The sequence below is a fragment of the Streptococcus mitis genome (genome assembly GCF_003942795.1).
In the GTDB taxonomy this organism is placed as follows: Bacteria; Bacillota; Bacilli; order Lactobacillales; family Streptococcaceae; genus Streptococcus; species Streptococcus mitis_BJ.
Map to the genome: position 1 here is coordinate 24,850 of NZ_RJNY01000003.1, position 25,279 is coordinate 50,128.

The window sequence follows — 25,279 nt, forward strand, 5'->3', positions numbered from 1 at the left end:
TGGGCTTTTTCTCTATTACTTTTTATGGGCCAAGAGTTGATTGATGTGGTCTACTTTTTTTGCTTCTCTTTTATAGAGAATAATCCAGATGATGAGGTAGACGATCGCAAACTCTGGAATGAGCTGGAGATAGAAGGTCCAGTGGAAGGGGAACCAACCAGCCAGAGTTGCCAGTGGGACAAAGCCAGCCAGCATGAGGAAGAAATGGGAAAGTGTGGCACGGAGCAGGCTCCAGTCACGATTGAATAAGCGGCTGCCAAAGCTAAAGAGAACGCCGATAGCTGACCAGATAATCGTGCAGTAGAGCAAGACCAGGGCACCATGAACCTGATGTTGAACCATCACTTGGCCGATAAGAGACTCGGGACTCAGTGGGGCATAGGTATTTGGTGCATAAATGAGTGAAAAAAGGATAGAGAGGATGAGGCCGATAAGTACACCAGCGGCTGCATCGTGAAAGATTTGTTTTTTCATAGTTCTAATTTCTCCTTGATGGTTTTTAGGTAACGGCGTGAAGAGTAGGTGAAGCTTTCGTTTTTTAAGAAAATTTCAACCAGACCGTTGGGCGTGAGCTTGAGATGAGAGATGGAGTCGATATTGACGATTTCAGATTGGGAAATTTGGATAAAAGTGGTCGGCAGCATTTCAAGAACCTGATAGAGTCGCAAATCAACGGTGTAGGTCTGACTGGCAGTTTCTGCTAGAACCTTTCGATTCTCGATATAGAAGCGCTGAATCTTGCCAATTTCAACTAGATAGACCTGACCATCAATCTTTCCTTTGATTGTTTCTTTTTGGTCAAGATTTTCAGCGAACTCGATGACTTTCTGGACTTTTTCGGTCGGCTGAGGTGCTTGGACAATCAGCTTTTCCTCCTCGTAAGTCTCCTTAATCTGTAGTTCTACTTTCATAAATTTCCCTCCTTTTCAGTTATACAAGGTTGTGATCACTTCCTGTACACCTTTATTAAACACTATTTTACGACCCATGGCAAGAGCTTTTGTCTATGTGGAGAGATTTGGAGTCTATGTGGTATTTGCTTTTTCTGGTAACATCTGAAATATGGTATAATAGCACTAATCAATTTCTAGGAAAATAGATACAGAAAGGGGCTGAAAGATGTCTCATATTATTGAATTACCAGAAGTGTTGGCAAACCAGATTGCGGCAGGGGAGGTTATCGAACGTCCTGCTAGTGTGGTCAAAGAGTTGGTAGAAAATGCCATTGACGCCGGTTCTAGCCAGATTATCATTGAGATCGAGGAAGCTGGACTCAAGAAAATCCAAATCACCGATAATGGTCATGGAATTGTTCACGATGAGGTGGAATTGGCCCTGCGTCGACATGCAACTAGTAAGATAAAAAATCAAGCTGATCTCTTTCGGATTCGAACGCTTGGTTTTCGTGGTGAAGCCCTGCCCTCTATCGCTTCTGTCAGTGTCTTGACTTTGTTGACGGCGGTGGATGGTGTGAGTCATGGGACCAAGCTCGTTGCGCGTGGGGGTGAAGTTGAGGAAGTCATACCAGCGACTAGTCCTGTGGGGACCAAAGTTTGTGTGGAGGACCTCTTTTTCAACACACCTGCCCGCCTCAAGTATATGAAGAGCCAGCAAGCGGAGCTGTCTCATATCATTGATATTGTCAACCGTCTGGGATTGGCTCATCCTGAGATTTCCTTCAGTTTGATTAGTGATGGTAAGGAAATGACGCGGACAGCAGGGACTGGTCAACTACGCCAAGCCATCGCAGGGATTTATGGTTTGGTGAGTGCCAAGAAGATGATTGAAATTGAGAACTCTGACTTAGATTTCGAAATTACAGGTTTTGTGTCTTTGCCTGAGTTAACCCGAGCCAACCGCAACTATATTAGCCTCTTCATCAATGGCCGTTATATCAAGAACTTTCTACTAAATCGTGCTATTCTTGACGGTTATGGAAGCAAGCTCATGGTGGGACGTTTTCCACTGGCTGTCATTCACATCCATATTGATCCTTATCTGGCTGATGTCAATGTGCATCCAACCAAGCAAGAGGTGCGGATTTCTAAGGAAAGAGAACTAATGGCGCTGCTTTCAGAGGCCATTTCTAACAGTCTCAAAGAGCAAGCCCTGATCCCAGATGCCTTGGAAAATCTTGCCAAGTCGACCGTGCGTAATCGTCAAAAGGTAGAGCAGACCATTCTCCCACTCAAAGAAAATACGCTTTACTATGAAAAAACAGAACTCTCAAAACCTAGTCAAGCTGAGGTGGCTGATTATCAGGTTGAATTAACTGAGGAAGGTGGGGGCCTAACCCTGTTTGCCAAGGAAACCTTGGACCAGCTAACCAAGCCTGCAAAACTTCATTTTGCAGAGAGAAAGCCTGCTAACTACGACCAACTAGATCATCCAGAGTTAGACCTAGCTAGTCTCGATAAGGCCTATGACAAGCTGGAGCGAGAAGAAGCATCCAGCTTCCCAGAGTTGGAATTTTTTGGGCAGATGCATGGAACCTATCTCTTTGCCCAAGGGCGAGATGGACTCTACATCATAGACCAGCACGCGGCTCAGGAACGAGTTAAGTACGAGGAATACCGAGAAAGTATTGGCAATGTTGACCAGAGTCAGCAACAACTCCTAGTGCCCTACATCTTTGAATTCCCAGCGGATGATGCCCTCCGTCTCAGGGAAAGAATGGCGCTTTTAGAGGAAGTGGGTGTCTTTCTAGCAGAGTACGGAGAAAATCAATTTATCCTGCGTGAACATCCTATTTGGATGGCAGAAGAAGAGATTGAGTCAGGCATCTATGAAATGTGTGACATGCTGCTCTTGACCAAGGAAGTTTCGATCAAGAAATACCGAGCAGAGCTAGCCATCATGATGTCCTGCAAGCGGTCTATCAAGGCCAACCATCGCATCGATGATCACTCAGCCAGACAGCTCCTTTATCAGCTTTCTCAGTGTGACAATCCCTATAACTGTCCCCACGGACGTCCCATTTTGGTGCATTTTACCAAGTCAGATATGGAAAAAATGTTCCGACGCATTCAGGAAAATCATACCAGTCTTCGTGAGTTGGGGAAATATTAAGAACACAAAAAGCCTTTGTTCCTTTTGAACAAGGCTTTTTAGTTTTTCTAAAGTGGGAACTTTGATTGGACATGGGCAACTTGACATGTGGTTTACACTTGCTTGACAAGAACAGTCCTATAAAAGTAATGAGAAATATGATTCAATTGACTCAAGGTTTTGTAGAGTCGTCTTGGTTCAAAGGATTCTCAAGACCAATCACCTTATCAAGATAACGTTGTTTGGTTTTGAGAGTCTTGTTGATAGCAATAGCTGAAGCAATCAAGAGAACGAAGGTCAGCCAAATCCAGGCAGTGAATTCGGCTGGAAAACTAGAACCAGCTAAAAAGAGATAGATAGCCAGAGCCAAGACGAAAATAGAAATCACTTGCCAGAGACCATAGGATTTAACCTCTTTATAGTATTTGTCCTTGTCTTCCTCCAAGATCACTTCTGTAGAAGCCTTTTCAGAATTTTCATCTAGTAGTAGATAGTCAGTTGTTACTTGGAAAATCTTGCTTAATTCAACGATTTTTTCGATTTCTGGAAGGACTTGTCCAGATTCCCATTTGGAGATGCTTTGCCGAGAAACATTGATTTGTTCTGCTAGCTTTTCCTGGGACCAACCTTTTTCCTTTCTAAGCTCAAATAGTTTTTCTGCGAGTTTCATCATTCTATCCTCCTTTTTCTACCTCTATCCTAACAATTTTTACTTATAATGAGAATACAATCTCCTGTACTATTTGTCAACCAGAGGTTGCACCTTTTGTTGCAGTCTGTCTTGGGGAAATATGGTATACTAGATAGGCAAAATAATGGAGAAAAAACTATGTACGAATATCTAAAAGGAATCATTACCAAAATCACTGCTAAATACATTGTCCTAGAGGCGAATGGTATCGGTTATATCCTGCATGTAGCCAATCCCTATGCCTACTCAGGTCAGGTTAATCAAGAAACCCAAATTTATGTGCACCAAGTTGTCCGTGAGGATGCCCATCTGCTTTACGGCTTTCGCTCAGAAGATGAGAAAAAACTCTTCCTCAGTCTGATTTCGGTCTCAGGGATTGGACCTGTATCAGCTTTGGCTATTATCGCAGCCGATGACAATGCTGGCTTGGTTCAGGCGATCGAGACTAAGAACATTACCTACTTGACCAAGTTCCCTAAAATTGGCAAGAAAACAGCCCAACAGATGGTGCTGGACTTGGAAGGCAAGGTAGTCGTGGCTAGTGATGACCTTCCTGCCAAAGTTTCAGTGCAAACCAGCGCTGAAAACCAAGAACTGGAAGAAGCTATGGAAGCCATGTTGGCATTGGGCTACAAGACGACTGAGCTCAAGAAAATCAAGAAATTCTTTGAAGGAACGACAGATACAGCTGAGAACTATATCAAGTCGGCCCTTAAAATGTTGGTAAAATAGGAGAAGAGTATGCCAAAACGTTGTTCGTGGGTCAAGATGACCAATCCGCTCTACATCGCCTACCACGACCAGGAGTGGGGACAGCCCCTTCATGATGACCGCGCTCTTTTTGAAATGCTCTGTATGGAGACTTATCAGGCTGGTCTGTCTTGGGAAACGGTACTAAACAAACGCCAGGCTTTCCGAGAAGTATTTCATGGCTATCAAATTCAGGCGGTCGCGGAAATAACAGATGGGGAGTTGGAAGCCTTGTTAGAGAATCCAGCCATCATCCGAAATCGTGCCAAGCTCTTTGCGACACGTGCCAACGCCCAAGCATTTTTACAAGTCCAGAAAACCTATGGCTCTTTTGATACTTATCTCTGGTCCTTTGTTGAGGGGAAAACTATTGTGAATGATGTTCCTGACTATCGCCAGGCACCTGCTAAAACAGCCTTGTCTGAAAAATTAGCCAAAGATCTCAAAAAACGGGGTTTCAAGTTCACAGGCCCAGTTGCCGTTTTATCTTTTCTTCAGGCTGCAGGTCTGGTTGATGACCATGAGAATGATTGTGAGTGGAAAAGCGGAAGTTAGTGAGTCCAAGCGTCTAACTATCTGAGAATATAGAAAAAGCTGAGAAATTCATCTCAGCTCTTTGATTATATGCTAGTAATTTTTATAGTGCAGTAAGAAATGTCAGTCCACCTAAGACAACGCCAGCTGAGTTTGGAATAATTAGTATCCAATCCTTCTTAGGCTCTTTTGTCCATCCGTAAATAACCCAAATTAAACAAGATACTGCTGCGGATAAAGGCTGGAATGGTTGAGCTTTGTTGCCTTGTAAATTGGCAAAAATTTGTGGGATGTAGGCGATAAATACAATAATCCCGATAAAGGCCCCGATTGAACCGACAATTTGATTTATTTTTTGTTTAGTCATATACACCTCCTTCAAAAAGATATCATAGAAATTAGCGAAAATCAATACAAAAGCATAAAAATGGAGAAATTGTTTATTTTTTGTTATAGTCAAAGCGAATGACTTGCTCTTTTGCATCCACATAAGCATAGACGCCAAAGGGTACAATGGCTCTTGGTGTGGCGTGCCCAACGTTTAGATTATAGACAATTGGGATATTGCTGTCAACGATGCTCATTAGTGCCTCTTTATAGTCGTCATAGAAGGTTTCATCCATAGGTTTTCCGACCAAGAGTCCACTGATGACCTCAAATACCCCAGTTTCTTTCAAAGCCAGCACCATCTTTTTGAAGTTTTCCGGCTCAGGCTTCTCTTCGCTTGTTTCTAACAAAAGAATCTTTCCTTCCCAGTCGGATAAGTCAGGAAAAAGTTTATATTTTTGGCAGAGAACTGTGCTATCTGCGTATCGAGAATTGTCAAAGATATCATAGAGAGATTCAAGGCAACCTCCGAGAATTTCTCCCTCAAACTGGGTATTTCCTTGTAACAAATCAAAGCCTGTATTTACATGACTGATACGAGCTGTTCCCAGGGCCTTGGGACTAAAATCAGTTCGTTCCTCATACCAAAGGTCGCTAGGGCGGATTTCTGAGATTCTTCCTGTCTTGATCAATTCTTTAAAGTAGTGAAAGCTATAGGGCAACATCTCCTTGTCCAATTCACAAATGTCTGCTAAAAAGGATTGCCCATAAAAAGTCGTGACCCCTAATTTGTGCAACATAAGGTGGTTCATAGTGGTATCTGAGAAACCAAGAAAAATCTTTGGTTGGATAATCTTTTGGAGTTGGTCGTTCTCAAAAAGGTAGGGCAACAAACGATAGGTATCGTCTCCACCAATGGCACATAGGATCATGTCAATGCTATCGTCTGAAAAGGCCTGCATCAAATCCTCTGCACGCGCCTCAGGATGGTCCTTGATAAAGTCTAAACCCTTTAGCGAATGTTGCAAAAAGACAGGATTGAGTCCCAAATCCTTGAGACGTTGGATACCCAAGTCGACTTCGTGTTTGACAAAATCCTCTCCGATAACACCACTAGACAAACTAACAATACCAATAGTAGAAATCATATCTCATCCTCCTAGAAATAGATTGATACTCTTCGAAAATCAAATTCAAACCACGTCAACTTTTCCTTGCCGTGTCTATGTTACTGACTTCGTCAGTTCTATCTACAACCTCAAAGCAGTGCTTTGAGCAACCTGCGGCTAGCTTCCTAGTTTGCTCTTTGATTTTCATTGAGTATGAGCCTATTTTATCACAAAAGATGAGAGAAAACTATAAGAATGAAACTCAGAAGTGCTATTGAATCTCAAGAAAGCAAGTGAAAAAGCAACCGCCTGTGCAGTTGCTTTTCGTTTTTCTAATCTCGATAGATATGAGTTACTTGGTCAACTCTTGATTATAGGAGAGGGCTAAATCAATCCAGTAAGAAAGTTCTTTTTGACCTTCGATATCTAGGTCTATATAGCCATGATAAGGTCTCCCTCTCATCAATGTAGTATGAGCCCCTGTTCGGGGTAGAACTTGCTTTTCCATTTCTTTGCCAATTCTCACCATAACCAGCTCGTCCTTTCTGGAACTGACTGTAAGGACCATTTTCCCACGAATCATAAAGGCCAGGCCACCAAACAGTTTCTTTTCTTCTAACTCTTCTTCGAAAATTTGGGGAGGGAGTTTGAGTGCTAGAATTTTGCGAATCTGCTGAGCTAAGGATTGACTATATGCCATAGCTTTTCACTTTTCTTAATAACGTGATGGGCCCGCGCTTGCACTTCGGATGTTGAAACGTTTCTTGAGATAGAAGCGAAGGGCGAGAAGGGCTGCTCCCAAGATAGCCAAAGGCAATGGAGCAAGGACTGGATTGAGGTTGGCTGGTAGGAAGCTTGTTGCAAAGAAGACAACCAACCAAAGGACCATAGAAGCCAGGATAACGAGGATTGACTTCCAGAATGGAGGACGTTGGCTACGATCTGTGTCTGGCCCATAGTACTGGTAGACAAAGTAGTACATCAAGTAGAAGGCAAGTCCTCCTACAAGCCCAACCAACAAGAGGGTGATCAACCCATAGCCCATAGCCTGATCTGTAGAGAAGAAGGTAGTCAGAGCGCTAATCAATGCAAAGAGGCTGGTGATGAAAAGGGCTGAGTCCATAATCATGAGTTTTGGATCGTCATTTTCTTTTGGATGCTCTTTTTCGTATTGCTCCTTGACAGTGAAACTATGAGCCCAGTGGGTTGGGGCCCCGTAGAGGGAACGAGCGGTCGTTCCTTTGGCTTGCTCTTCAAGAATTTTAGGAATGACTTCCTCAAAGACAGCCTTGATTTCAGCGTCTGTTTTACCATCTTTGATGAATTGTTGGGTAGCGATGTGGATAAACTCTTGGTTTTTTTTGGTTAGTTTTTGTAAATCAATCTGAGACATAGGGATTCCTCTTAGAACCATTTTTTATGGATGAGATAGAGAGTGAGCGAAACGCTCATAGCAAAGGCGATAAAGACGATTAACCAGAAGGCGTGGGGTTCACCGTTTAGAGGGATTTCATTATCTTTAAAGTTCATCCCGTAGGCTGAGAAGATCATGGTCGGGACAGACATGACAATGGTCACGAGTGCCAGGGTTTTCATGATATTGTTCTGGTTGTTGGAAATGATAGAGGCAAAGGTCTCTGTCATAGAGTGAAGGACGTTTCCATAGATATCTGCCATCTCGATGGCCTGTTGGGTTTCAATCAGAGTGTCTTCGAGTAGGTCTTCGTCTTCTAGGTATTTCTTGATGTTGCTAGTTGCGCTGGTCAATTTCTTAATCACGCGCTCGTTCGTCTTAAGTGAGGCCTTGAAATAGACGATGGTCTTTTCCAATTCCATGAGCTCGATCAGCTCTTCGTTTCGAGTGGATTTGTGAAGTTGACTTTCGATTTGTTCGCTCTTACGGTCGATCGAACGAAGGGCAGTTAGGTAAAGCTCAGCATTGCGATAAAGGAGTTGAAAGATAAAGCGTGACCGCATGAAAGTGTAGAAGTTACGCAGTTTGCGGTTGATGAAGACATCGAGAACAGGGAGGGATTCCAAGCAGGTAGTGATAATGGTTTCCTCGGTGATGATAATTCCCAGCGGAATCGTTACATAGTAGGTGCGGTTGTTTCTCTCCTCTGTGATGGGGACGTCCACGATGATCAAAGTATACTCGTCTTCGATGGTAATACGAGACATTTCTTCCGCATCGAGCGGCGCTCGAAGGTCGGCAATGTCAATGTCAAAGGCATTAGCAATTTCCAACGATTCATTTTGTGTAGGATTGACGAGGTTGATCCAAGTACCCGGTTCAAGCGTGTCGATCTCTTTAAATTCAGTTGTTGTTGAGAGAAAAACTTGTTTCATATCCCCTATCCTTTCCTACTATTTCAGTGATTCATTTTTTGCACCGTACTATTATACTATAAAAACAGCTTTTTGGGTAATAGAATTTCATATTTTTTGGTATAATGGAAAGCAATAATGGACTAGAAAGAACAAAGATGCAAGATAAAATTGTGATTCATGGGGCACGTGCCCATAACTTAAAAAATATCGATGTGGAGATTCCGCGAGACAAGCTGGTTGTCGTGACTGGTTTGTCGGGTTCGGGGAAATCCAGTCTGGCCTTTGATACCCTCTATGCTGAGGGACAACGTCGTTATGTGGAGAGTTTGTCAGCCTATGCTCGCCAGTTCTTGGGCAATATGGAAAAACCAGACGTGGATGCCATTGACGGTCTTAGCCCAGCTATTTCTATCGACCAGAAAACGACTAGCAAAAATCCACGTTCGACCGTGGGAACAACGACTGAAATCAACGATTATCTGCGTCTCCTCTACGCACGTGTGGGGACGCCTTACTGTATCAACGGGCACGGGGCTATCAATGCTTCTTCTGTAGAGCAAATCGTGGATAAGGTCTTGGAATTGCCAGAACGTCAACGTCTGCAAATTTTAGCTCCTGTCATCCGTAAGAAAAAAGGGCAACATAAGAGTATCATTGAAAAGGTTCAGAAAGACGGCTATGTCCGCGTCCGAGTGGATGGGGAGGTCTATGATGTGACCGAAGTGCCAGAGTTGTCTAAGAGCAAACAACACAATATTGATGTCGTAGTCGACCGTATTGTTATCAAGGAGGGCATTCGTAGCCGTCTCTTTGACTCAATCGAGGCTGCCCTTCGTATCGCAGAAGGTTATGTGATTATCGACACTATGGATGATTCTGAGTTGCTATTCTCTGAGCACTATGCCTGTCCAGTTTGTGGTTTTACCGTACCAGAGTTAGAGCCTCGTCTCTTCTCCTTCAATGCTCCTTTTGGTTCTTGTAGTGAGTGTGACGGTTTGGGCATCAAGCTGGAGGTGGATACTGACTTGGTAGTGCCAGATGCCAGCAAAACGCTACGTGAGGGGGCTTTGGCACCTTGGAATCCTATCTCATCTAACTACTATCCAAACATGCTAGAGCAGGCCATGACAGCCTTTGGAGTAGATATGGATAAGCCTTTTGAAGACTTGTCAGAAGAAGATAAGAACTTGATTCTTTACGGCTCAGATGGCAAGGAATTCCATTTCCATTATGAAAATGAATTTGGTGGTGTGCGTGATATCGACATTCCGTTTGAGGGGGTTGTCAATAATATCAAGCGTCGTTACCATGAAACCAATAGTGATTACACGCGCACCCAAATGCGTCTCTACATGAATGAGTTGACTTGCGGGACTTGTCACGGCTACCGTCTCAATGACCATGCCTTGTCTGTCCGTGTGGGTGGTGAGCAAGGACCACATATCGGTGAAATCTCAGACCTGTCTATCGCAGACCACTTGGACTTGGTAAGCCAGTTGACTCTATCTGAAAATGAAGCCATCATTGCCCGTCCTATTCTCAAGGAAATCAAGGACCGCTTGACCTTCCTCAATAACGTGGGCCTCAACTATCTGACTCTATCACGTTCGGCAGGAACCCTTTCAGGTGGAGAGAGTCAGCGTATTCGCTTGGCGACCCAGATTGGTTCCAACTTATCAGGTGTACTCTATATTCTAGATGAGCCTTCTATTGGTCTTCACCAGAGGGATAATGACCGCCTGATTGCCAGCCTGAAGAAGATGCGTGATTTGGGAAATACTCTCATCGTGGTGGAACACGACGAAGATACCATGCGTGAGGCGGATTATCTAATTGACGTTGGCCCCGGTGCTGGTGTTTTTGGTGGGGAGATTGTTGCCGCAGGTACGCCCAAGCAGGTGGCTCGCAACAGTAAGTCCATAACAGGTCAGTATTTGTCAGGAAAACGTGCGATTCCAGTACCAGACGAGCGCCGTGCTGGAAATGGTCGCTTTATCGAAGTGACAGGTGCGCGTGAGAACAACTTGCAAAATATCACCGCTCGTTTCCCATTAGGAAAATTCATTGCGGTGACAGGGGTATCGGGTTCGGGGAAATCGACCTTAATCAACAGTATCCTCAAAAAAGCCATTGCTCAAAAACTTAACCGTAATTCAGACAAACCTGGTAAGTTTAAGACGATTACAGGGATTGAGCATGTAGACCGCTTGATTGACATTGACCAGAGCCCTATCGGACGGACTCCAAGGTCTAACCCTGCTACCTATACGGGAGTTTTTGACGATATACGTGACCTCTTTGCCCAGACAAATGAAGCTAAGATACGAGGCTACAAGAAGGGCCGTTTCAGTTTCAACGTCAAGGGAGGCCGTTGTGAGGCCTGCTCGGGTGACGGGATCATCAAGATTGAGATGCACTTCTTGCCAGATGTTTATGTTGCCTGTGAAGTTTGCCATGGGACTCGCTACAACAGTGAAACCCTTGAAGTTCACTACAAGGAAAAAAATATCTCGCAGGTTTTGGACATGACCGTCAACGATGCGGTGGAATTCTTCCAACACATTCCCAAGATTCAACGCAAACTTCAGACTATCAAGGATGTGGGGTTGGGCTATGTAACGCTAGGGCAACCGGCTACTACCCTTTCTGGAGGAGAAGCTCAGCGTATGAAGTTGGCTAGCGAACTCCATAAACGCTCGACAGGAAAATCTTTCTACATTCTGGATGAGCCGACGACAGGGCTTCATACCGAGGATATCGCTCGCTTGCTTAAAGTCTTGGCTCGCTTTGTCGACGATGGAAATACAGTCCTCGTCATCGAGCACAATCTAGATGTTATCAAGACAGCAGACCATATTATTGACCTAGGACCTGAGGGCGGTGTCGGTGGTGGAACCATCATCGCAACAGGAACCCCAGAAGAAGTAGCGGCCAACGAAGCCAGCTACACCGGACACTATTTGAAAGGAAAGTTACATCATGAATAAACGTGTACAAGCATTTCTAGCTAAAATGCAAGAAAAAGAACTAGATGGCATCATTATCAATAACCTTAAAAATGTCTATTATTTGACTGGTTTTTGGGGCTCAAACGGGACAGTCTTCATCAGCCGTGACCGTCAGGTCTTGGTGACAGACTCTCGCTATATCATTGCAGCTAAGCAAGAAGTAACAGGTTTTGAAATTGTGGCTGACCGCGATGAATTGGCTGTTATTGCAGGCATTGTTAAGGATATGGGCTTGTCTCGCGTCGGTTTTGAAGACGAGATTTCAGTCTCTTATTACCACCGTATGCAGGCTGCTTTTGCAGGAATTGACTTGCTTCCACAGACTCAGTTTGTAGAAGCGCTCCGTATGATTAAGGATGAGAAAGAGATTGTGACTATTCGTAAGGCATGTTCCATCTCAGACCAAGCTTTTCGCGATGCACTTGACTTTATCAAACCAGGAAAGACTGAAATCGAGATTGCCAACTTCCTTGACTTCCGTATGCGGGAGCTAGGAGCATTTGGCTTATCCTTTGACACGATCCTAGCAAGTGGTATCAACTCTTTCAAACCCCATGCCCATCCCATGCCCAAACCAGTAGAGTTTGGCGAAGCCATCACCATGGACTTCGGCTGTCTCTACGACCACTATGTCAGTGATATGACACGGACCATCTACCTCGGTCATGTCAGTGACGAGCAGGCAGAGATTTACAATACTGTCCTGAAAGCCAACCAAGCTCTGATTGATCAAGCTAAGGCTGGCTTAGGTTTCCGTGACTTTGACAAAATCCCTCGCGATATTATCATCGAGGCAGGCTATGGCGACTACTTTACCCATGGTATCGGACACGGTATCGGACTGGATATCCACGAAGAACCTTATTTTAGCCAAACTTCCAAAGAAGTCATTAAATCTGGTATGGTCTTGACTGATGAACCAGGTATTTATATTGAAGGTAAATACGGGGTTCGTATTGAAGATGATATCTTAATTACAGATAACGGTTGCGAATTGTTGACTCTAGCGCCGAAGGAATTAATTGTTATTTAAGAAAATTAAGATAAATCATTGACTTTTATATTTTAAAGGTTTATACTGATAGACGAAAACGGTAGGTGAGGCTACCATAGGGATACGGATGACTACCGCAAAGCAGTGGAGACACTACTCGTTGGTCAACAGTCCTGGTCGCGAAGGCCAAGACTAAGCTCATTTCATTGCCCTATGGAGTTAAAGCTTGAACGAAAAAACAGATAATTAGTTTTTTAATCCTGCCATTTTATGGCAGGATTTTCTACTGTTTTAGAACAGGGAAAGGAGACAGACGATGCAAATTGACGACCACCCAGAACCGCACATACACAGCCAATCGCTGATTTGTGTCGTTCTGCCCTTATAAAGTGATTGGTCTCTGTGTATGAAACACATCATTCATACAGATAGGAGAAACCAATGAAAACTACAAAAGAAAGATTAGCAACAGCTATTCGCACACCTTTAAACGAAACTCTATCTTTTTATAAGACAAGTCTAACTGGCTTAACTGAGGAACAGATAGAAAAGAATCGTGATTTATATGGCGAAAACACCATCACCAAGGGTCAAGAAGACAGTATCCTTAAAAAGATTTACGAATCTATTATCAATCCATTTACAATCATCCTTCTTGTCATCGCTATGATTTCCATGGTGACCAATGTCTGGTTGGCGAAGCCTGGACAAGAAGATCCGACGACCTCTATCATCATCGTTGTCCTAGTCCTCATCTCTGGTGGCATACGCTTTGTCCAAGAATTGCGGAGTGACAAGGCTGCGACCAATCTTTCAAAAATGATTGTGAATACAGCTACGGTTATTCGCGAAGGCCAGAGTTTAGAGATCGCAATTGAAGATTTGGTCGTTGGAGATATAGTCAAATTGAGTGCTGGGGATATGATTCCAGCAGACCTCCTTTTGATTGAATCACGTGATTTCTTTGTTCAACAGTCTGGCTTGACAGGTGAAAGTGATTCGGTTGAAAAATTGGCTTTGTCAAAAATGAGTCAGTCAAATTTTGATAGTCTGCTAGAAGCAGAAGCGCTCGCCTTCATGGGAACCAACGTGATATCAGGAAGCGCCAAGGCTTTGATTCTAGCGGTCGGTGATGACACCATGATGGGGGAAATAGAGCAGACTCTCAATACTTATGACGAGCCCACCTCTTTCGAACGGGATATGAACAGTATCTCCTGGCTTTTAATCCGTTTGATGTTGGTCATGGTTCCCATCGTATTTCTTTCCAATGGTTTGACGGATGGAGATTGGTTAGAGGCTGGCGTATTTGCTTTGAGCGTGGGTGTCGGGCTTACACCTGAGATGCTTCCCATGATCATCACGGCCAGTCTAGCAAAAGGCTCCATTATCATGGCCAAGGAAAAAGTCGTTATCAAAAAACTCAATGCCATACAAGATCTAGGTGCTATTGATATCCTGTGTACGGATAAAACCGGAACACTTACCCAAGACGAAATTGTCCTTGAATATCCTTTGGATATACATGGGGATTTGGATTTGTCTGTGTTGAGACGAGCCTACCTCAATTCCTACTTTCAAACCGGTTTGAAAAACTTGATGGACCGTGCCATTATCAGTAGAACCGAAAAAGAAGCTAAAGAACACGCTATTCTACAAAATTTGGATACTAGCTTTCAAAAAATAGATGAATTGCCCTTTGATTTTGAACGCAGACGGATGAGTGTCATCGTCAAGGATGAGAATGAAGCTGTTAGTTTGGTAACCAAGGGTGCCTTAGAGGAGATGCTTGCGATTTCAACCCATGTGGAATATCAAGGTCAGATTAGCCCTCTGACGGATGATATCCGAGTGGAAATCTTAAAAGAAGTGGACCAACTCAATCAACAGGGCTTACGAGTCTTGGGAGTCGCTTATAAAACAGGCTTAAAGGAAGGTTTTGCTTACTCTGTTGAAGATGAAAAGGAGATGATTCTAACAGGATATCTTGCCTTCCTAGACCCACCAAAACCATCTGCAGCCCCTGCTATCCAAGCTTTATTAGAGTATGGTGTTCAAACCAAGATCTTGACTGGGGATAATGAGAAGGTAACCCAAGCAGTATGCGAAAAAGTTGGTTTAGACGTTGATCAAATCTTGTTGGGTTCTGATATTGATGCCATGACGGACGAAGAGTTGTCCCAAGCAGTTGAGAAGGTGACTGTCTTTGCTAAACTCTCTCCGGATCAAAAAGCACGAATCATTTTACAAATCAAATCTAATGGACATTGTGTCGGCTATATGGGAGATGGGATCAATGATGCTCCATCTATGAAAGTAGCCGATGTGGGAATTTCTGTTGATACAGCAGTAGATATTGCCAAAGAAACGGCTGATGTCATTTTGCTAGATAAGGATTTGATGGTGCTTGAAAAAGGGCTGGTAGAAGGACGCAAAGTCTATGCCAACATGACCAAATATATCAAGATGACGGTCAGCTCTAATTTCGGGAATATTCTGTCACTCTTAGTGTCTGGTATCTTTTTACCTTTCCTCCCTATGGCTCCGATTCACTTGATTGTGTTAAACCTCGTCTACGACCTTTCTTGCATTGCCTTGCCATTTGATAATGTGGATGAAGACTTTTTGAAACATCCTCATAAGTGGGAAGCCAAGTCTATTACTCGCTTTATGATTTGGATGGGTCCGATTTCTTCTGCCTTTGATATTTTGACCTTTATCTTGCTCTATTTTGTCATTGTCCCAATGACGACAGGTCAAGCCTATGTTCACGGAGCAGAGTCTGCAACGGGCTTTATCATCCTGTTCCAGACAGGTTGGTTCATTGAATCCATGTGGTCCCAAACCATGGTCATCCATATGCTTCGTTCAGCAAAACTCCCTTTCTTACAAAGCCGTCCGTCATGGTTGGTTCTTGGGACAACCTTGCTAGCAGCCAGTTTTGTGACCTTCCTTCCCTATTCTTCAATTGCTGGCCTGCTTCATTTAACCCCTTTGAAACCAATTTATTTCCTCTTTNTGCTTTTGATAATTATTCTTTATATGATAAGTGTTACAGTTGTGAAACGAATCTATATCAAAAAATTTAGAAGTTGGTTATAAATTGAATTTGTCAAGAAAAAAGTACGAAAATCGCGAAAAAAGTTAAATTTTTTTAAAAATAGGTCGCAAGTCGGATGTTTTTTATGGTATAATAGACTAAACTGATAGTAACATGTAGCGAAAGGGGTAGGTACATGATCAAAATTTATACAGTCTCAAGTTGTACTAGCTGTAAAAAAGCGAAAACCTGGCTCAATGCCCACCAGTTAAGTTATAAAGAACAAAATCTCGGTAAAGAAGGAATTACAAGAGAAGAGTTATTAGATATTCTAACGAAAACAGATAATGGAATTGCCAGTATCGTTTCGTCAAAAAACCGCTACGCTAAGGCACTTGGAGTTGACATCGAGGATTTGAGTGTCAATGAAGTGCTCAACTTAATCATGGAAACACCACGAATCTTAAAGAGTCCGATTCTCGTTGACGAGAAGCGCCTACAAGTCGGCTATAAAGAAGATGATATCCGTGCCTTCTTGCCACGCTCTGTCCGTAATGTAGAAAATGCAGAAGCACGTCTACGTGCAGCTCTATAAAACATCAAGGCTGGGAGTGACTCCTGGCCTTGTTTGCTCTTTTGTTTTAAAATCAAGTGAGGAATTATGAAAAAGTTACTAATTGCTAGTTTTGCTCTCCTCTTTTTGCTTGCGGGATGTGGGCAAAAAAAGGAAACCCCTGCTGCTTCCACAACCACGTCTGAACCCCTCCAATCAAACCTTCCCGTTTTGGACAATGCTGAAAAGAATACGGTTGTCACCAAGACCCTGTTGATGCCGAAGTCAGAAAATGGAACGCAGCAGACTCAGACCATTACCTATAAAGGCAATCAGTTTTTGACCTTGACCATTCAGCAAAAACGACCTGTCGGGGATGAACTCAAGACCTTTATCTCTGGAAATGGCCTAGAGGAGACGCAAAAAGCGCTTCTAGAAGCTGAAGAGAAGGATGAGACCATCCAAGAAGCACGCAAACTAGCTGGATTTACACTGGAAACCAAGCTACTCAGCGAGACAGAAATCCAGACGACAACGACTTATGATTTTCAAGTATTGGATGTCAAAAAGGCATCTCAGCTAGAATATTTAAAAAATATCGGTCTTGAAAATCTCTTAAAAAACGAACCTAGCCAATATATTGCAGATAGAGTGGCAAATGGGGCGACAGAACAATAGAAAATCCAAATAAATAGACTGACTTATTTGTAGAACGTCAGGGAATGTGCTATAATAGTACTATTCTAAGGAAAGAGGGTGTTAGAATGGGATTTACTGAAGAAACTGTACGGTTTAAATTGGATGATTCCAATAAGAAAGAAATTAGCGAAACATTGACAGATGTTTATGCTTCTTTGAATGACAAGGGCTACAATCCGATTAACCAGATCGTCGGTTATGTATTGAGTGGAGACCCTGCCTACGTTCCTCGTTACAACAATGCACGAAATCAAATCCGTAAGTATGAGCGTGATGAAATTGTTGAAGAATTGGTACGCTACTACCTTAAAGGACAAGGAGTCGATCTATAATCTATGAGAATTATGGGATTGGACGTCGGTTCAAAAACAGTAGGGGTAGCGATTAGCGATCCCCTAGGCTTCACCGCTCAGGGACTTGAAATCATCCAGATTAATGAGGATCAGGGCCAGTTCGGTTTTGACCGTATCAAGGAATTGGTTGACAGCTATAAGGTGGAACGCTTTGTAGTAGGTCTGCCTAAAAACATGAACAATACCAGCGGTCCGCGAGTAGAAGCCAGTCAAGCCTATGGTGCCAAGCTAGAAGAACTCTTTGGTTTGCCAGTAGACTATCAGGATGAGCGTTTGACAACGGTCGCTGCGGAACGTATGTTGATTGAACAAGCAGATATCAGCCGTAACAAACGCAAGAAAGTTATTGATAAGTTGGCTGCTCAGCTGATTTTGCAAAATTATTTAGATAGAAAATTTTAAGACAGAGGAGAAACTATGTCACACGATCACAACCATGACCACGAAGAACGTGAATTGATTACACTAGTAGATGAGCAAGGAAATGAAACTTTATTTGAAATCCTTTTGACCATCGACGGGAAAGAAGAATTTGGTAAAAACTATGTTCTTCTAGTGCCAGTTAACGCAGAAGAAGATGAAAATGGTGAAGTTGAAATCCAAGCTTACTCATTCATCGAAAATGAAGACGGAACAGAAGGCGAATTGCAACCAATCCCAGAAGACTCAGAAGACGAATGGAACATGATTGAAGAAGTCTTCAACAGCTTTATGGAGGAGTGATACAGTCTGGGAGACTGTATCAGCCCAACTCCTAAAAATTGGAAGAGTTGGAATATCCGGGGAACGTTTTTACCCCAGTTCCTTAAAATAAGAGAGAACTGGTAAGTCTGGGAGACTGTATCACCCCAACTCCTAGAAACTAGAAAGAGTTGGAATGTCCGGGGGACGTTTTTAGCCCACGTTGAAATTCATAGTAGCTAGTGATTAGCTAACCAGGTAAGAGGTTGGGATTTTTGTCCCAACCTCGCTTTTTATTTGTAATCATACTTTGATGCGGTAGTTGATTGGACTTTTGTTAAGGAGACATGTATGTTTGAAGTAGAAGAATGGCTTCATAGTCGGATTGGTTTAAACTTTAGATCTGGTCTTGGACGAATGCAGCGAGCTGTGGATTTGTTGGGGAATCCTGAGGAGACTTATCCCATTATCCACGTAACAGGGACTAACGGTAAGGGGTCAACTATTGCCTTTATGAGAGAGTTGTTTGTTGCTCATGGTAAAAAAGTTGGTACTTTTACCTCTCCTCATATCGTCAGTATCCATGATCGAATCTGTATTAATGGGCAACCAATCGCAGAGGAAGACTTTGTCCGTATAGCTAACCAGGTCAAGGAGATGGAGAAAACTCTCTTAGAAACACATGATCAATTGTCTTTCTTTGAGTTGTTGACCCTGATTGCTTTGCTTTACTTTAAAGAGCAGGGAGTGGATCTAGTCCTGCTAGAGGTGGGGATTGGTGGTTTGCTTGACACCACTAATGTCGTAACAGGCGAGATTGCAGTTATTACTTCGATTGGTCTAGATCATCAGGAGACCTTGGGCGATAGTCTGGAGGAAATAGCCGAGCAGAAAGCTGGTATTTTCAGGGCTGGAAAGAAGGCGGTCATTGCTAAGCTCGCTCCAGAAGCTAAACTTGTCTGTCAAAATACAGCGAGAGAGTTAGCTGCTGAACTTTATCAAACTGGGCAAGACTTCACCTTGAAAGCTGGGCATTTTTCAAGTAGCCTAGCAAGCTTTTCCCAGCTTGAAATCGGTTTGGAAGGTGCCTATCAGCAAGAAAATGCCGCCTTGGCTTTAGAAACTTTTCTTCTGTTTATGGCGTCAAGAGAGGAAGGTGTCGAAGAAGAGCTTGTCAGACAGGCTTTGAAGGAGACCCACTGGGCAGGTCGATTGGAACGAATTCGCCCGCAAATCTACCTAGATGGGGCTCACAATCTGCCAGCCTTGATTCGTCTGGTAGAGTTTATCCAAGGAAAAATCCAACAAGGCTATCAAGTCTGCATCCTTTTTGGTGCCCTTAAACGCAAAGATTATCAAGGAATGTTGGGCTATCTATCTGAGCAGTTACCTCAGGTGGAACTTAAGGTAACAGGCTTTGACTACCAAGGATCTCTAGAAGAAAGCGATGTTTCTGGTTATAAACTGGTTGACTCTTATCGTGATTTTATCAGCAAATTTGAAGAAAATGCCAACAATCAGGACTTGCTTTTTGTGACGGGCTCTCTCTATTTTATCTCGGAAGTACGAGCGGGTTTGGTGGGAGATCATGAGATTAGTTGACCTTCTAGATTTAAGTTGCTATACTGGGGATAGGAAAATTCAAAAACGATTTCAGAAATACATTAGCACAAAAGAAAGGAAGTCACTATGAAAACGAAAATATTCACACTTTCTATTGCTTCTTTAGCAATTCTTAGTCTTTTAGTAGCTTGTGGACCTAAGGAACAAGCATCTACCCAGCCATCTGCTCAACAATCATCTACTCAACAAGAATCATCTTCTAGTGCTGCTACCAGTGCTAGTCAACCACAGGCGTCTTCAAGCCAGGACACTACTGCGGCAGCTCAACCGACTAATATTGATGGTACCTATACTGGAAAAGATGAGAACGACCAGATCACTCTTGTTGTAACAGGCAAAACTGGTACATGGACTGAGGTCGAACCAGATGGAGATAAGGAAATCAAGCAAGTCACCTTTGAGCCAGAAAATCAACGTGTCATTATCGGAGATGATGTTAAAATTTACGCGGTTAATGGTAATCAAATGATTATCGATGACATGGACCGAGAGGCATCTGACCGAGTAGTCTTAACGAAGCAATAATGATTAAGTAAAAGTTCCAATGAGATGAAAGCTATCTTTTTGGAGCTTTTTTCTTGAAAAAAAGGCTGGCGGTTCTTTACTAACTTTTTGCTTAAAACGCTTACAAATATTTGTAAAACTTCTTATAAGGTCGTATACTTATAGTGAATAATCGATAGCGCAGAGGCGCAGGAGGAAAAGCATATGGCTACATTTTACGTTCCATCAGTTAACCTTATTGGTAAAGGTGTTGTAAATGAAGTAGGTCCGTATATCAAGGAACTGGGGTATAAGAAGGCCCTTTTGGTGACAGACAAGTTCATCGAGGGAAGTGATATTTTACCTAAGGTCCTAAAACCATTAGATGCTGAAGGGATTGAATATGTCATCTTTAGCGATGTGGAGCCAAATCCGACTTGCAAGAACGTCACAGACGGAGTGGCTGCCCTGAAAGAGCATGGATGCGACTTCATCATCAGTCTTGGAGGAGGATCTCCTCAGGATGCAGCTAGTTGTATCTCTATCATCGCTACAAATGGTGGAAAACCACGGGACTACGAAGGCCTCCACAAGTCTGCTAAAAAAGGATTGCCAGTAGTTGCAATCAATACAACTGCTGGAACTTCTGCAGAAATTACGATTAACTATGTCATTACTGACGAAGAACGCAAGGTCAAGATGGTAATGGTTGACAAGAACAGCCTCGCCCTCATCTCTGTCAATGATCCAGAACTCATGCTTTCAAAACCGAAAGGATTGACGGCAGCGACAGGTATGGATGCTCTTACTCACGCTGTCGAGGCTTTAGTAACACCAGGTGCTTATAATGTGACCAAGAAACTCTCTATCGGAGCGATTGAACTCATCAAGGAGTATCTTCCTCGTGCTGTAGCAAATGGCCAAGATATTGAAGCGCGTGAGGCGATGGTCAATGCCATCTTCCTCGGTGGTATGAGCTTTAATAATGCTGGTTTGGGCTATGTTCATTCTATGGCTCACCAACTCGGTGCGGTATATAACTTGCCACATGGTGTCTGCTGTGCCATGCTTCTTCCAGTTGTAGAGCGTGAAAATGCCAAGCGTGTACCAGAAGCTTTCCGCAATGTAGCCAAGGCCTTGGGACTCCATGTGGAAGGGAAAACAGACCAAGAATGTGCTGACTATGCTATCGCTGAGATTGAGAAACTTTCTGAAACTGTTGGTATTCCGAAGAAACTCACTGAACTCGGTATCCAAGAAAAAGACTTTGACTTTGACTACCTTTCTAAGAATGCCTTGATCGATGCTTGTGCGCCAGGCAATCCATTCATGCCAACTTTAGAAGAGACCATTGCTCTTTATAAAGAACTCTTCTAGTGATTAACTTAAGAGGAAGCGACGTATTCCCGAAAATATAAATAATATTGGAAAGAACTATCATTATGGTAGTTCTTTTTAAGCCTCTTAATCCCCTAGTTAAAAATATAAAAAGGGCAGCGTTTTGTATAGTGAGGGTGTAGTTGAAGAATCTTGCAGTTCTTGGAATAGTTTTGAATAAAAAAAGGTAAAAGGTTGCCATCTACCCCTGAACTGAGGTATACTAGTAGAAACATTAGTTTATCTATCGGTGAGGGAGAATGTTAGAAAAGAAAGGGGATGTATGACAGCTAGAAAAATGCAGCTACTCATGTCCAAATATGGTTTCAGTATTACCATCATGTTGGCAGAGTTGTTTATCGTCTTTGGTTTATTTCTCTATCTAGGGCAGATGGCTCCAATTGTCTGGATTATCCTAGTCATTTTAGTGAGTTTAGCGACCATTGTATCGATTGTCAATCGGTCTATGAATCCTGAGAGTAAGGTAACATGGCTGTTAGTAGCCTTTGTGCCAGTGTTTGGCCCCTTACTCTATATCATGTTTGGAGAGCGTCGTTTATCTAAAAAAGAAATGAAGCAGCTGAAGCAGCTCCAATCAATGGTTGATAGAGAGGACAATAGCAGAGCTCTCCGTTTGGAGTTAAAGGAACANGACAAGTCAGCTTACGGGGTTATCAAATCTCTCCTCAGCATGGACACGAATGCCGATGTCTATAATCGAACGGATACACAATTTTTTGCATCTGGTGAAAGTATGTGGCATCAGATGCTAGAGGATCTCAAAAAAGCCGAGAAGTTTATCTTTCTTGAATACTATATCATCGAAGAAGGTTTGATGTGGAATAGTATTTTGGAGATTTTGGAAGAAAAGGCGGCTCAAGGGGTAGAAGTGAAGCTCCTCTATGATGATATTGGTTGTATGGCAACCTTGCCTGGAGATTATACCATTCACCTTCGCAGTCGAGGGATTGAAGCTCACAAATTTAACAAGGTGATTCCGCGCTTAACCGTTGCCTATAACAACCGTGATCACCGTAAAATCATGGTTATCGATGGTCAAATTGCCTATACAGGTGGTGTCAATCTGGCAGATGAGTATATCAACCATATCGAACGCTTTGGTTATTGGAAGGATAGCGGTATTCGCGTAGATGGATCGGCGGTTAAGGCTTTTACTAGACTCTTTTTATCAACCTGGTATATCAACCGTGGGGAAATTAGCGACTTTGACCAATACCATCTCGAAAATCAACCCAAAGATGGGATGGGGCTCTGTATTCCCTATAGTAGTGGACCAAAACCCATCTACCGAGCCCAGGTTGGAAAAACGGTCTATCAAAACCTTATCAATCAATCCACAGACTATGTTTATATCACGACTCCCTATCTGATCGCTGACTATGATCTAACTGAAAGTATCAAAAATGCGGCTCTGAGAGGGGTAGATGTGCGAATTGTGACGCCTTGTATCCCAGATAAGAAGGTTATTCAGTTAGTTACTCGAGGAGCCTATCCAGACTTGCTATCTGCGGGGGTTCGAATTTATGAGTATAGCCCGGGATTCCTTCATAGCAAGCAAATGCTTGTCGATGGAGAGGCAGCTACTGTGGGAACCATCAATTTTGACTATCGGAGTTTACTTCACCACTATGAAAATGCCGTCTTGCTTTATAGGACGCAGTCCATCATCGATATTGAAAGGGATTTCGAAGAGATTTTTAAAGTTTCTCAAGAAATTTATCCCCACACCATCAAAACAAGCTGGTATCAAAGCCTGATCAAGGAAATTGTCCAGTTGTTTACGCCTATGCTCTAACTATCCATCAAGATCTAGCCCAAGGCTGGATCTTTTTTGTCTTCTTACGAATAGATAGGTAAAGGAGAAAACCATGCTTAATCTAGAAGATGATGATTTTATCAGAGAGTATAGAAATAGTCGATTCCACCGTTTTCGTGAAATCGAACGCTTTGCGCTATTGGATAAGAAATTCAGCAAATATCAATCCCAAGCTGACATTCCTGTAAGATTTTGATATACTAAAACAGATAAACTTAGAGGAGAAATTGAATGAATGTATACGGGAAAATAGATGAGAAACAAGAAAAATCTCATTACCAAGACTGGTCCGTTCCAGAAAAGCGAGAAGGAGCTCCGATTCCCTTTTTTAGTATCTTGCTTTGGAGTTTAGTGGCTACAGCTATTTCTGTGGTTATCCCCCTTATTTTTGGTTTAGTAAGCCCGCAACAAACTCAGGATCTTTATACTGGTTGGGCCTTGCATCAAAATGGTCAAATGTATACCGATTATTTTGGGACGGAGGGATTGCTCTATTACCTGCTTACCTATCTTTCACAAGGCAGTATTCTGATTGCTTTGGTTGAGTGGTTGGCCTTGTTTGGAGCAGGCGTTTTTCTTTTTAAATCTGCGGATAGTCTTACAGACCGTGTAGAAGAAGCCAAGCAGCTTGTGTTTGTGTTTAATTTGTTGGTAGCAGGTCTCGCTTTTGGTGGTGGCTATGCTCTCTTGCTAGCCTTGCCTTTCCTATTTTATTCACTTAGCATTGTTACGAACTACCTAGCTTATCCAAAGGATGACAAAGGATTTTTACGTGTTGGTATGAGCCTTGCTCTCGCTTTCTTCCTTGCGCCAACCCCAACAGCCTTATTGGCAGCTACACTAGCCTTGGGAATTATCGGCTTTAACTTAGGCAAAGGTCACTTTGTTCATGGTTTATATCAATTTTTTGCGTCAGCCTTAGGGTTCTCACTCTTATTCTATCCTTTGGGCTACTATACAGTATTAACAGGTAGTTTTGGGGATGCCATTAGCCAGACCTTGTATCCAGTAAATACTCTTAGCCTCTTTTCAAATGCGCATTTGCTTGAAAATGCAGCCTTCTACGGCTTACTTGCTATTGGGCTAGGTTCCCTTACTTTGCTCTTTTCTGGTTTGTTCCAGTCAAAACCAGCTAAGCAGTATTCCCTATCAATTGCTGCTAGTTTGGGCTTATTACTTTCTTTGGGGCTCTTGATTTTCTCAAAAGACCCTGTCAACGGTACTCATCTCGTTGCTCTCCTTCCTTTCTTGACCCTACTCCTTCTGACAGGAATCAAGGAAGATGTTTCGGATGGAGGGAGTCGTCGTAGAAGAAGACGTGAGAAACAAACTTCTTTCCTTAAAGGAAATTTCTATCTACCACTGATTGCCCTTGCCTATCTTATTGTTCTTCCTATCGTGAGTCGCTACCTTTCGCATCCAGCGACTTATCAGGAGAGAGAACGTCTTGCTAGCATGGTAAAACAGCAAACGAGTTCTGAGGATCGTGTCTATGCTTGGGATGATCGTCCTGATTTCTACCGTGCAAGTGAACGCTTGGCGCCGACTTCTCTATCAACTCCAACACTCTATACTGCAAGCGACGAAAATAAAACCAAACTGATGAATGATCTGAAAGAGAATCAACCGAAGATGATTGTGGTCAATCAAAAAGTTGCCTTGTGGTCAGATGTAGAGAGCTGGCTCAGTGAAAACTATGAGCTTGTTCAGACAGATACTAGCGAGTTTAAGCTTTATAAATTCAAATAACAAAAATCAATATCTTGTGGAATTTTAAAAATTTTAGGATTTTTAACACAAGATATTGATTTTTATTTTTAGAGTGGTATAATACTGAATAT

Annotated in this window: 25 protein-coding genes and 1 riboswitch; of the genes, 17 read left to right on the forward strand and 8 right to left on the reverse strand. The window is 42.8% G+C overall.

The window, feature by feature from the left end:
- Positions 1-15: 15 nt before the first annotated feature.
- Entirely contained in the window at positions 16-474 is a 459-nt protein-coding gene (locus D8847_RS02070; RefSeq protein ID WP_084867755.1) for a DUF3021 domain-containing protein, read from the reverse strand.
- Positions 471-911, reverse strand: a complete 441-nt coding sequence (locus D8847_RS02075; RefSeq protein ID WP_125840453.1) for a LytTR family DNA-binding domain-containing protein — start codon at positions 909-911, stop codon at positions 471-473. Before D8847_RS02075 ends, D8847_RS02070 begins: the two co-directional genes overlap by 4 nt.
- Before the next feature lie 208 nt (positions 912-1,119).
- Between D8847_RS02075 and mutL the strand changes: the two genes are divergently transcribed.
- Positions 1,120-3,069: a DNA mismatch repair endonuclease MutL gene (mutL, locus tag D8847_RS02085; RefSeq protein ID WP_125840454.1), complete on the forward strand. Its 1,950-nt coding sequence runs from the start codon at positions 1,120-1,122 to the stop codon at positions 3,067-3,069.
- Positions 3,070-3,220: 151 nt separating this feature from the next.
- On the opposite strand, the gene D8847_RS02090 is transcribed toward mutL, so the two are convergent.
- Positions 3,221-3,718 (reverse strand): helix-turn-helix domain-containing protein, encoded by a 498-nt coding sequence (locus tag D8847_RS02090; protein ID WP_125840514.1) that lies wholly within the window; start codon positions 3,716-3,718, stop codon positions 3,221-3,223.
- A gap of 159 nt (positions 3,719-3,877) precedes the next feature.
- On the opposite strand from D8847_RS02090, the gene ruvA reads away from it, so the two are divergent.
- On the forward strand, positions 3,878-4,471 hold the full coding sequence (gene ruvA / locus D8847_RS02095; protein ID WP_125840455.1) for a Holliday junction branch migration protein RuvA: 594 nt from the start codon (positions 3,878-3,880) through the stop codon (positions 4,469-4,471).
- Positions 4,472-4,480: 9 nt separating this feature from the next.
- Positions 4,481-5,044, forward strand: a complete 564-nt coding sequence (locus tag D8847_RS02100; protein WP_125840456.1) for a DNA-3-methyladenine glycosylase I — start codon at positions 4,481-4,483, stop codon at positions 5,042-5,044.
- Between the two features lie 82 nt (positions 5,045-5,126).
- Here the strand turns inward: D8847_RS02100 and D8847_RS02105 are convergent, their stop codons facing one another.
- The 5 genes from D8847_RS02105 to D8847_RS02125 all read right to left on the reverse strand — a co-directional run bounded on the left by D8847_RS02105 (position 5,127) and on the right by D8847_RS02125 (position 8,808).
- Positions 5,127-5,390 carry a SemiSWEET family transporter gene (locus D8847_RS02105; protein WP_000166112.1) on the reverse strand — a complete coding sequence of 88 codons (264 nt, stop codon included), beginning with the start codon at positions 5,388-5,390 and terminating at the stop codon, positions 5,127-5,129.
- Between the two features lie 73 nt (positions 5,391-5,463).
- A complete protein-coding gene (locus D8847_RS02110; RefSeq protein WP_125840457.1) occupies positions 5,464-6,498 on the reverse strand; it encodes a S66 family peptidase in 1,035 nt (344 codons plus the stop codon).
- A gap of 313 nt (positions 6,499-6,811) precedes the next feature.
- The gene (locus tag D8847_RS02115) at positions 6,812-7,159 is read right to left on the reverse strand and encodes a TfoX/Sxy family protein (protein ID WP_125840458.1); all 348 of its coding nucleotides are present in this window, start codon (positions 7,157-7,159) and stop codon (positions 6,812-6,814) included.
- A 15-nt stretch (positions 7,160-7,174) separates the two neighbouring features.
- Positions 7,175-7,852, reverse strand: coding sequence for a DUF1129 domain-containing protein (locus D8847_RS02120; RefSeq protein WP_185757903.1), 678 nt, complete (start codon positions 7,850-7,852; stop codon positions 7,175-7,177).
- 11 nt (positions 7,853-7,863) lie between these two features.
- Positions 7,864-8,808: a magnesium transporter CorA family protein gene (locus D8847_RS02125; protein WP_000815618.1), complete on the reverse strand. Its 945-nt coding sequence runs from the start codon at positions 8,806-8,808 to the stop codon at positions 7,864-7,866.
- Between the two features lie 137 nt (positions 8,809-8,945).
- Here D8847_RS02125 and uvrA point away from each other — a divergent pair, with 137 nt between their 5' ends.
- The 14 genes from uvrA to D8847_RS02195 all read left to right on the forward strand — a co-directional run bounded on the left by uvrA (position 8,946) and on the right by D8847_RS02195 (position 25,187).
- Positions 8,946-11,777 carry an excinuclease ABC subunit UvrA gene (gene uvrA / locus D8847_RS02130; protein ID WP_125840460.1) on the forward strand — a complete coding sequence of 944 codons (2,832 nt, stop codon included), beginning with the start codon at positions 8,946-8,948 and terminating at the stop codon, positions 11,775-11,777.
- Positions 11,770-12,831, forward strand: a complete 1,062-nt coding sequence (locus D8847_RS02135) for a M24 family metallopeptidase (protein WP_125840461.1) — start codon at positions 11,770-11,772, stop codon at positions 12,829-12,831. The genes uvrA and D8847_RS02135 overlap by 8 nt, the downstream gene beginning before the upstream one ends.
- Positions 12,832-12,886: 55 nt before the next feature.
- Positions 12,887-13,038: riboswitch (M-box (ykoK) riboswitch) on the forward strand.
- A 195-nt stretch (positions 13,039-13,233) separates the two neighbouring features.
- Positions 13,234-15,894 (forward strand): magnesium-translocating P-type ATPase, encoded by a 2,661-nt coding sequence (mgtA, locus tag D8847_RS02140; protein ID WP_125840462.1) that lies wholly within the window; start codon positions 13,234-13,236, stop codon positions 15,892-15,894.
- Between the two features lie 134 nt (positions 15,895-16,028).
- Positions 16,029-16,427 carry a transcriptional regulator Spx gene (spx, locus tag D8847_RS02150; RefSeq protein WP_000591165.1) on the forward strand — a complete coding sequence of 133 codons (399 nt, stop codon included), beginning with the start codon at positions 16,029-16,031 and terminating at the stop codon, positions 16,425-16,427.
- Positions 16,428-16,493: 66 nt separating this feature from the next.
- Complete coding sequence (locus D8847_RS02155; RefSeq protein WP_125840463.1) at positions 16,494-17,063, forward strand: SP0191 family lipoprotein; 570 nt, start codon at positions 16,494-16,496, stop codon at positions 17,061-17,063.
- A gap of 86 nt (positions 17,064-17,149) precedes the next feature.
- Positions 17,150-17,416 (forward strand): IreB family regulatory phosphoprotein, encoded by a 267-nt coding sequence (locus tag D8847_RS02160; RefSeq protein WP_000507059.1) that lies wholly within the window; start codon positions 17,150-17,152, stop codon positions 17,414-17,416.
- Between the two features lie 3 nt (positions 17,417-17,419).
- Positions 17,420-17,839 carry a Holliday junction resolvase RuvX gene (gene ruvX / locus D8847_RS02165; protein ID WP_002876031.1) on the forward strand — a complete coding sequence of 140 codons (420 nt, stop codon included), beginning with the start codon at positions 17,420-17,422 and terminating at the stop codon, positions 17,837-17,839.
- Between the two features lie 15 nt (positions 17,840-17,854).
- Positions 17,855-18,160: a DUF1292 domain-containing protein gene (locus tag D8847_RS02170; RefSeq protein WP_000017624.1), complete on the forward strand. Its 306-nt coding sequence runs from the start codon at positions 17,855-17,857 to the stop codon at positions 18,158-18,160.
- A gap of 309 nt (positions 18,161-18,469) precedes the next feature.
- Positions 18,470-19,720, forward strand: coding sequence for a bifunctional folylpolyglutamate synthase/dihydrofolate synthase (locus tag D8847_RS02175; protein ID WP_125840464.1), 1,251 nt, complete (start codon positions 18,470-18,472; stop codon positions 19,718-19,720).
- Between the two features lie 87 nt (positions 19,721-19,807).
- Positions 19,808-20,266 (forward strand): SP_0198 family lipoprotein, encoded by a 459-nt coding sequence (locus D8847_RS02180; protein WP_125840465.1) that lies wholly within the window; start codon positions 19,808-19,810, stop codon positions 20,264-20,266.
- Positions 20,267-20,449: 183 nt separating this feature from the next.
- Positions 20,450-21,601, forward strand: coding sequence for an iron-containing alcohol dehydrogenase (locus tag D8847_RS02185; protein ID WP_125840466.1), 1,152 nt, complete (start codon positions 20,450-20,452; stop codon positions 21,599-21,601).
- Positions 21,602-21,884: 283 nt separating this feature from the next.
- Positions 21,885-23,417, forward strand: coding sequence for a cardiolipin synthase (cls, locus tag D8847_RS02190; protein WP_125840467.1), 1,533 nt, complete (start codon positions 21,885-21,887; stop codon positions 23,415-23,417).
- Between the two features lie 73 nt (positions 23,418-23,490).
- Positions 23,491-23,634, forward strand: coding sequence for a hypothetical protein (locus D8847_RS10615; RefSeq protein ID WP_000933184.1), 144 nt, complete (start codon positions 23,491-23,493; stop codon positions 23,632-23,634).
- A gap of 35 nt (positions 23,635-23,669) precedes the next feature.
- A complete protein-coding gene (locus D8847_RS02195; RefSeq protein WP_125840468.1) occupies positions 23,670-25,187 on the forward strand; it encodes a damage-inducible protein CinA in 1,518 nt (505 codons plus the stop codon).
- The last annotated feature ends 92 nt before the right edge of the window (positions 25,188-25,279 follow it).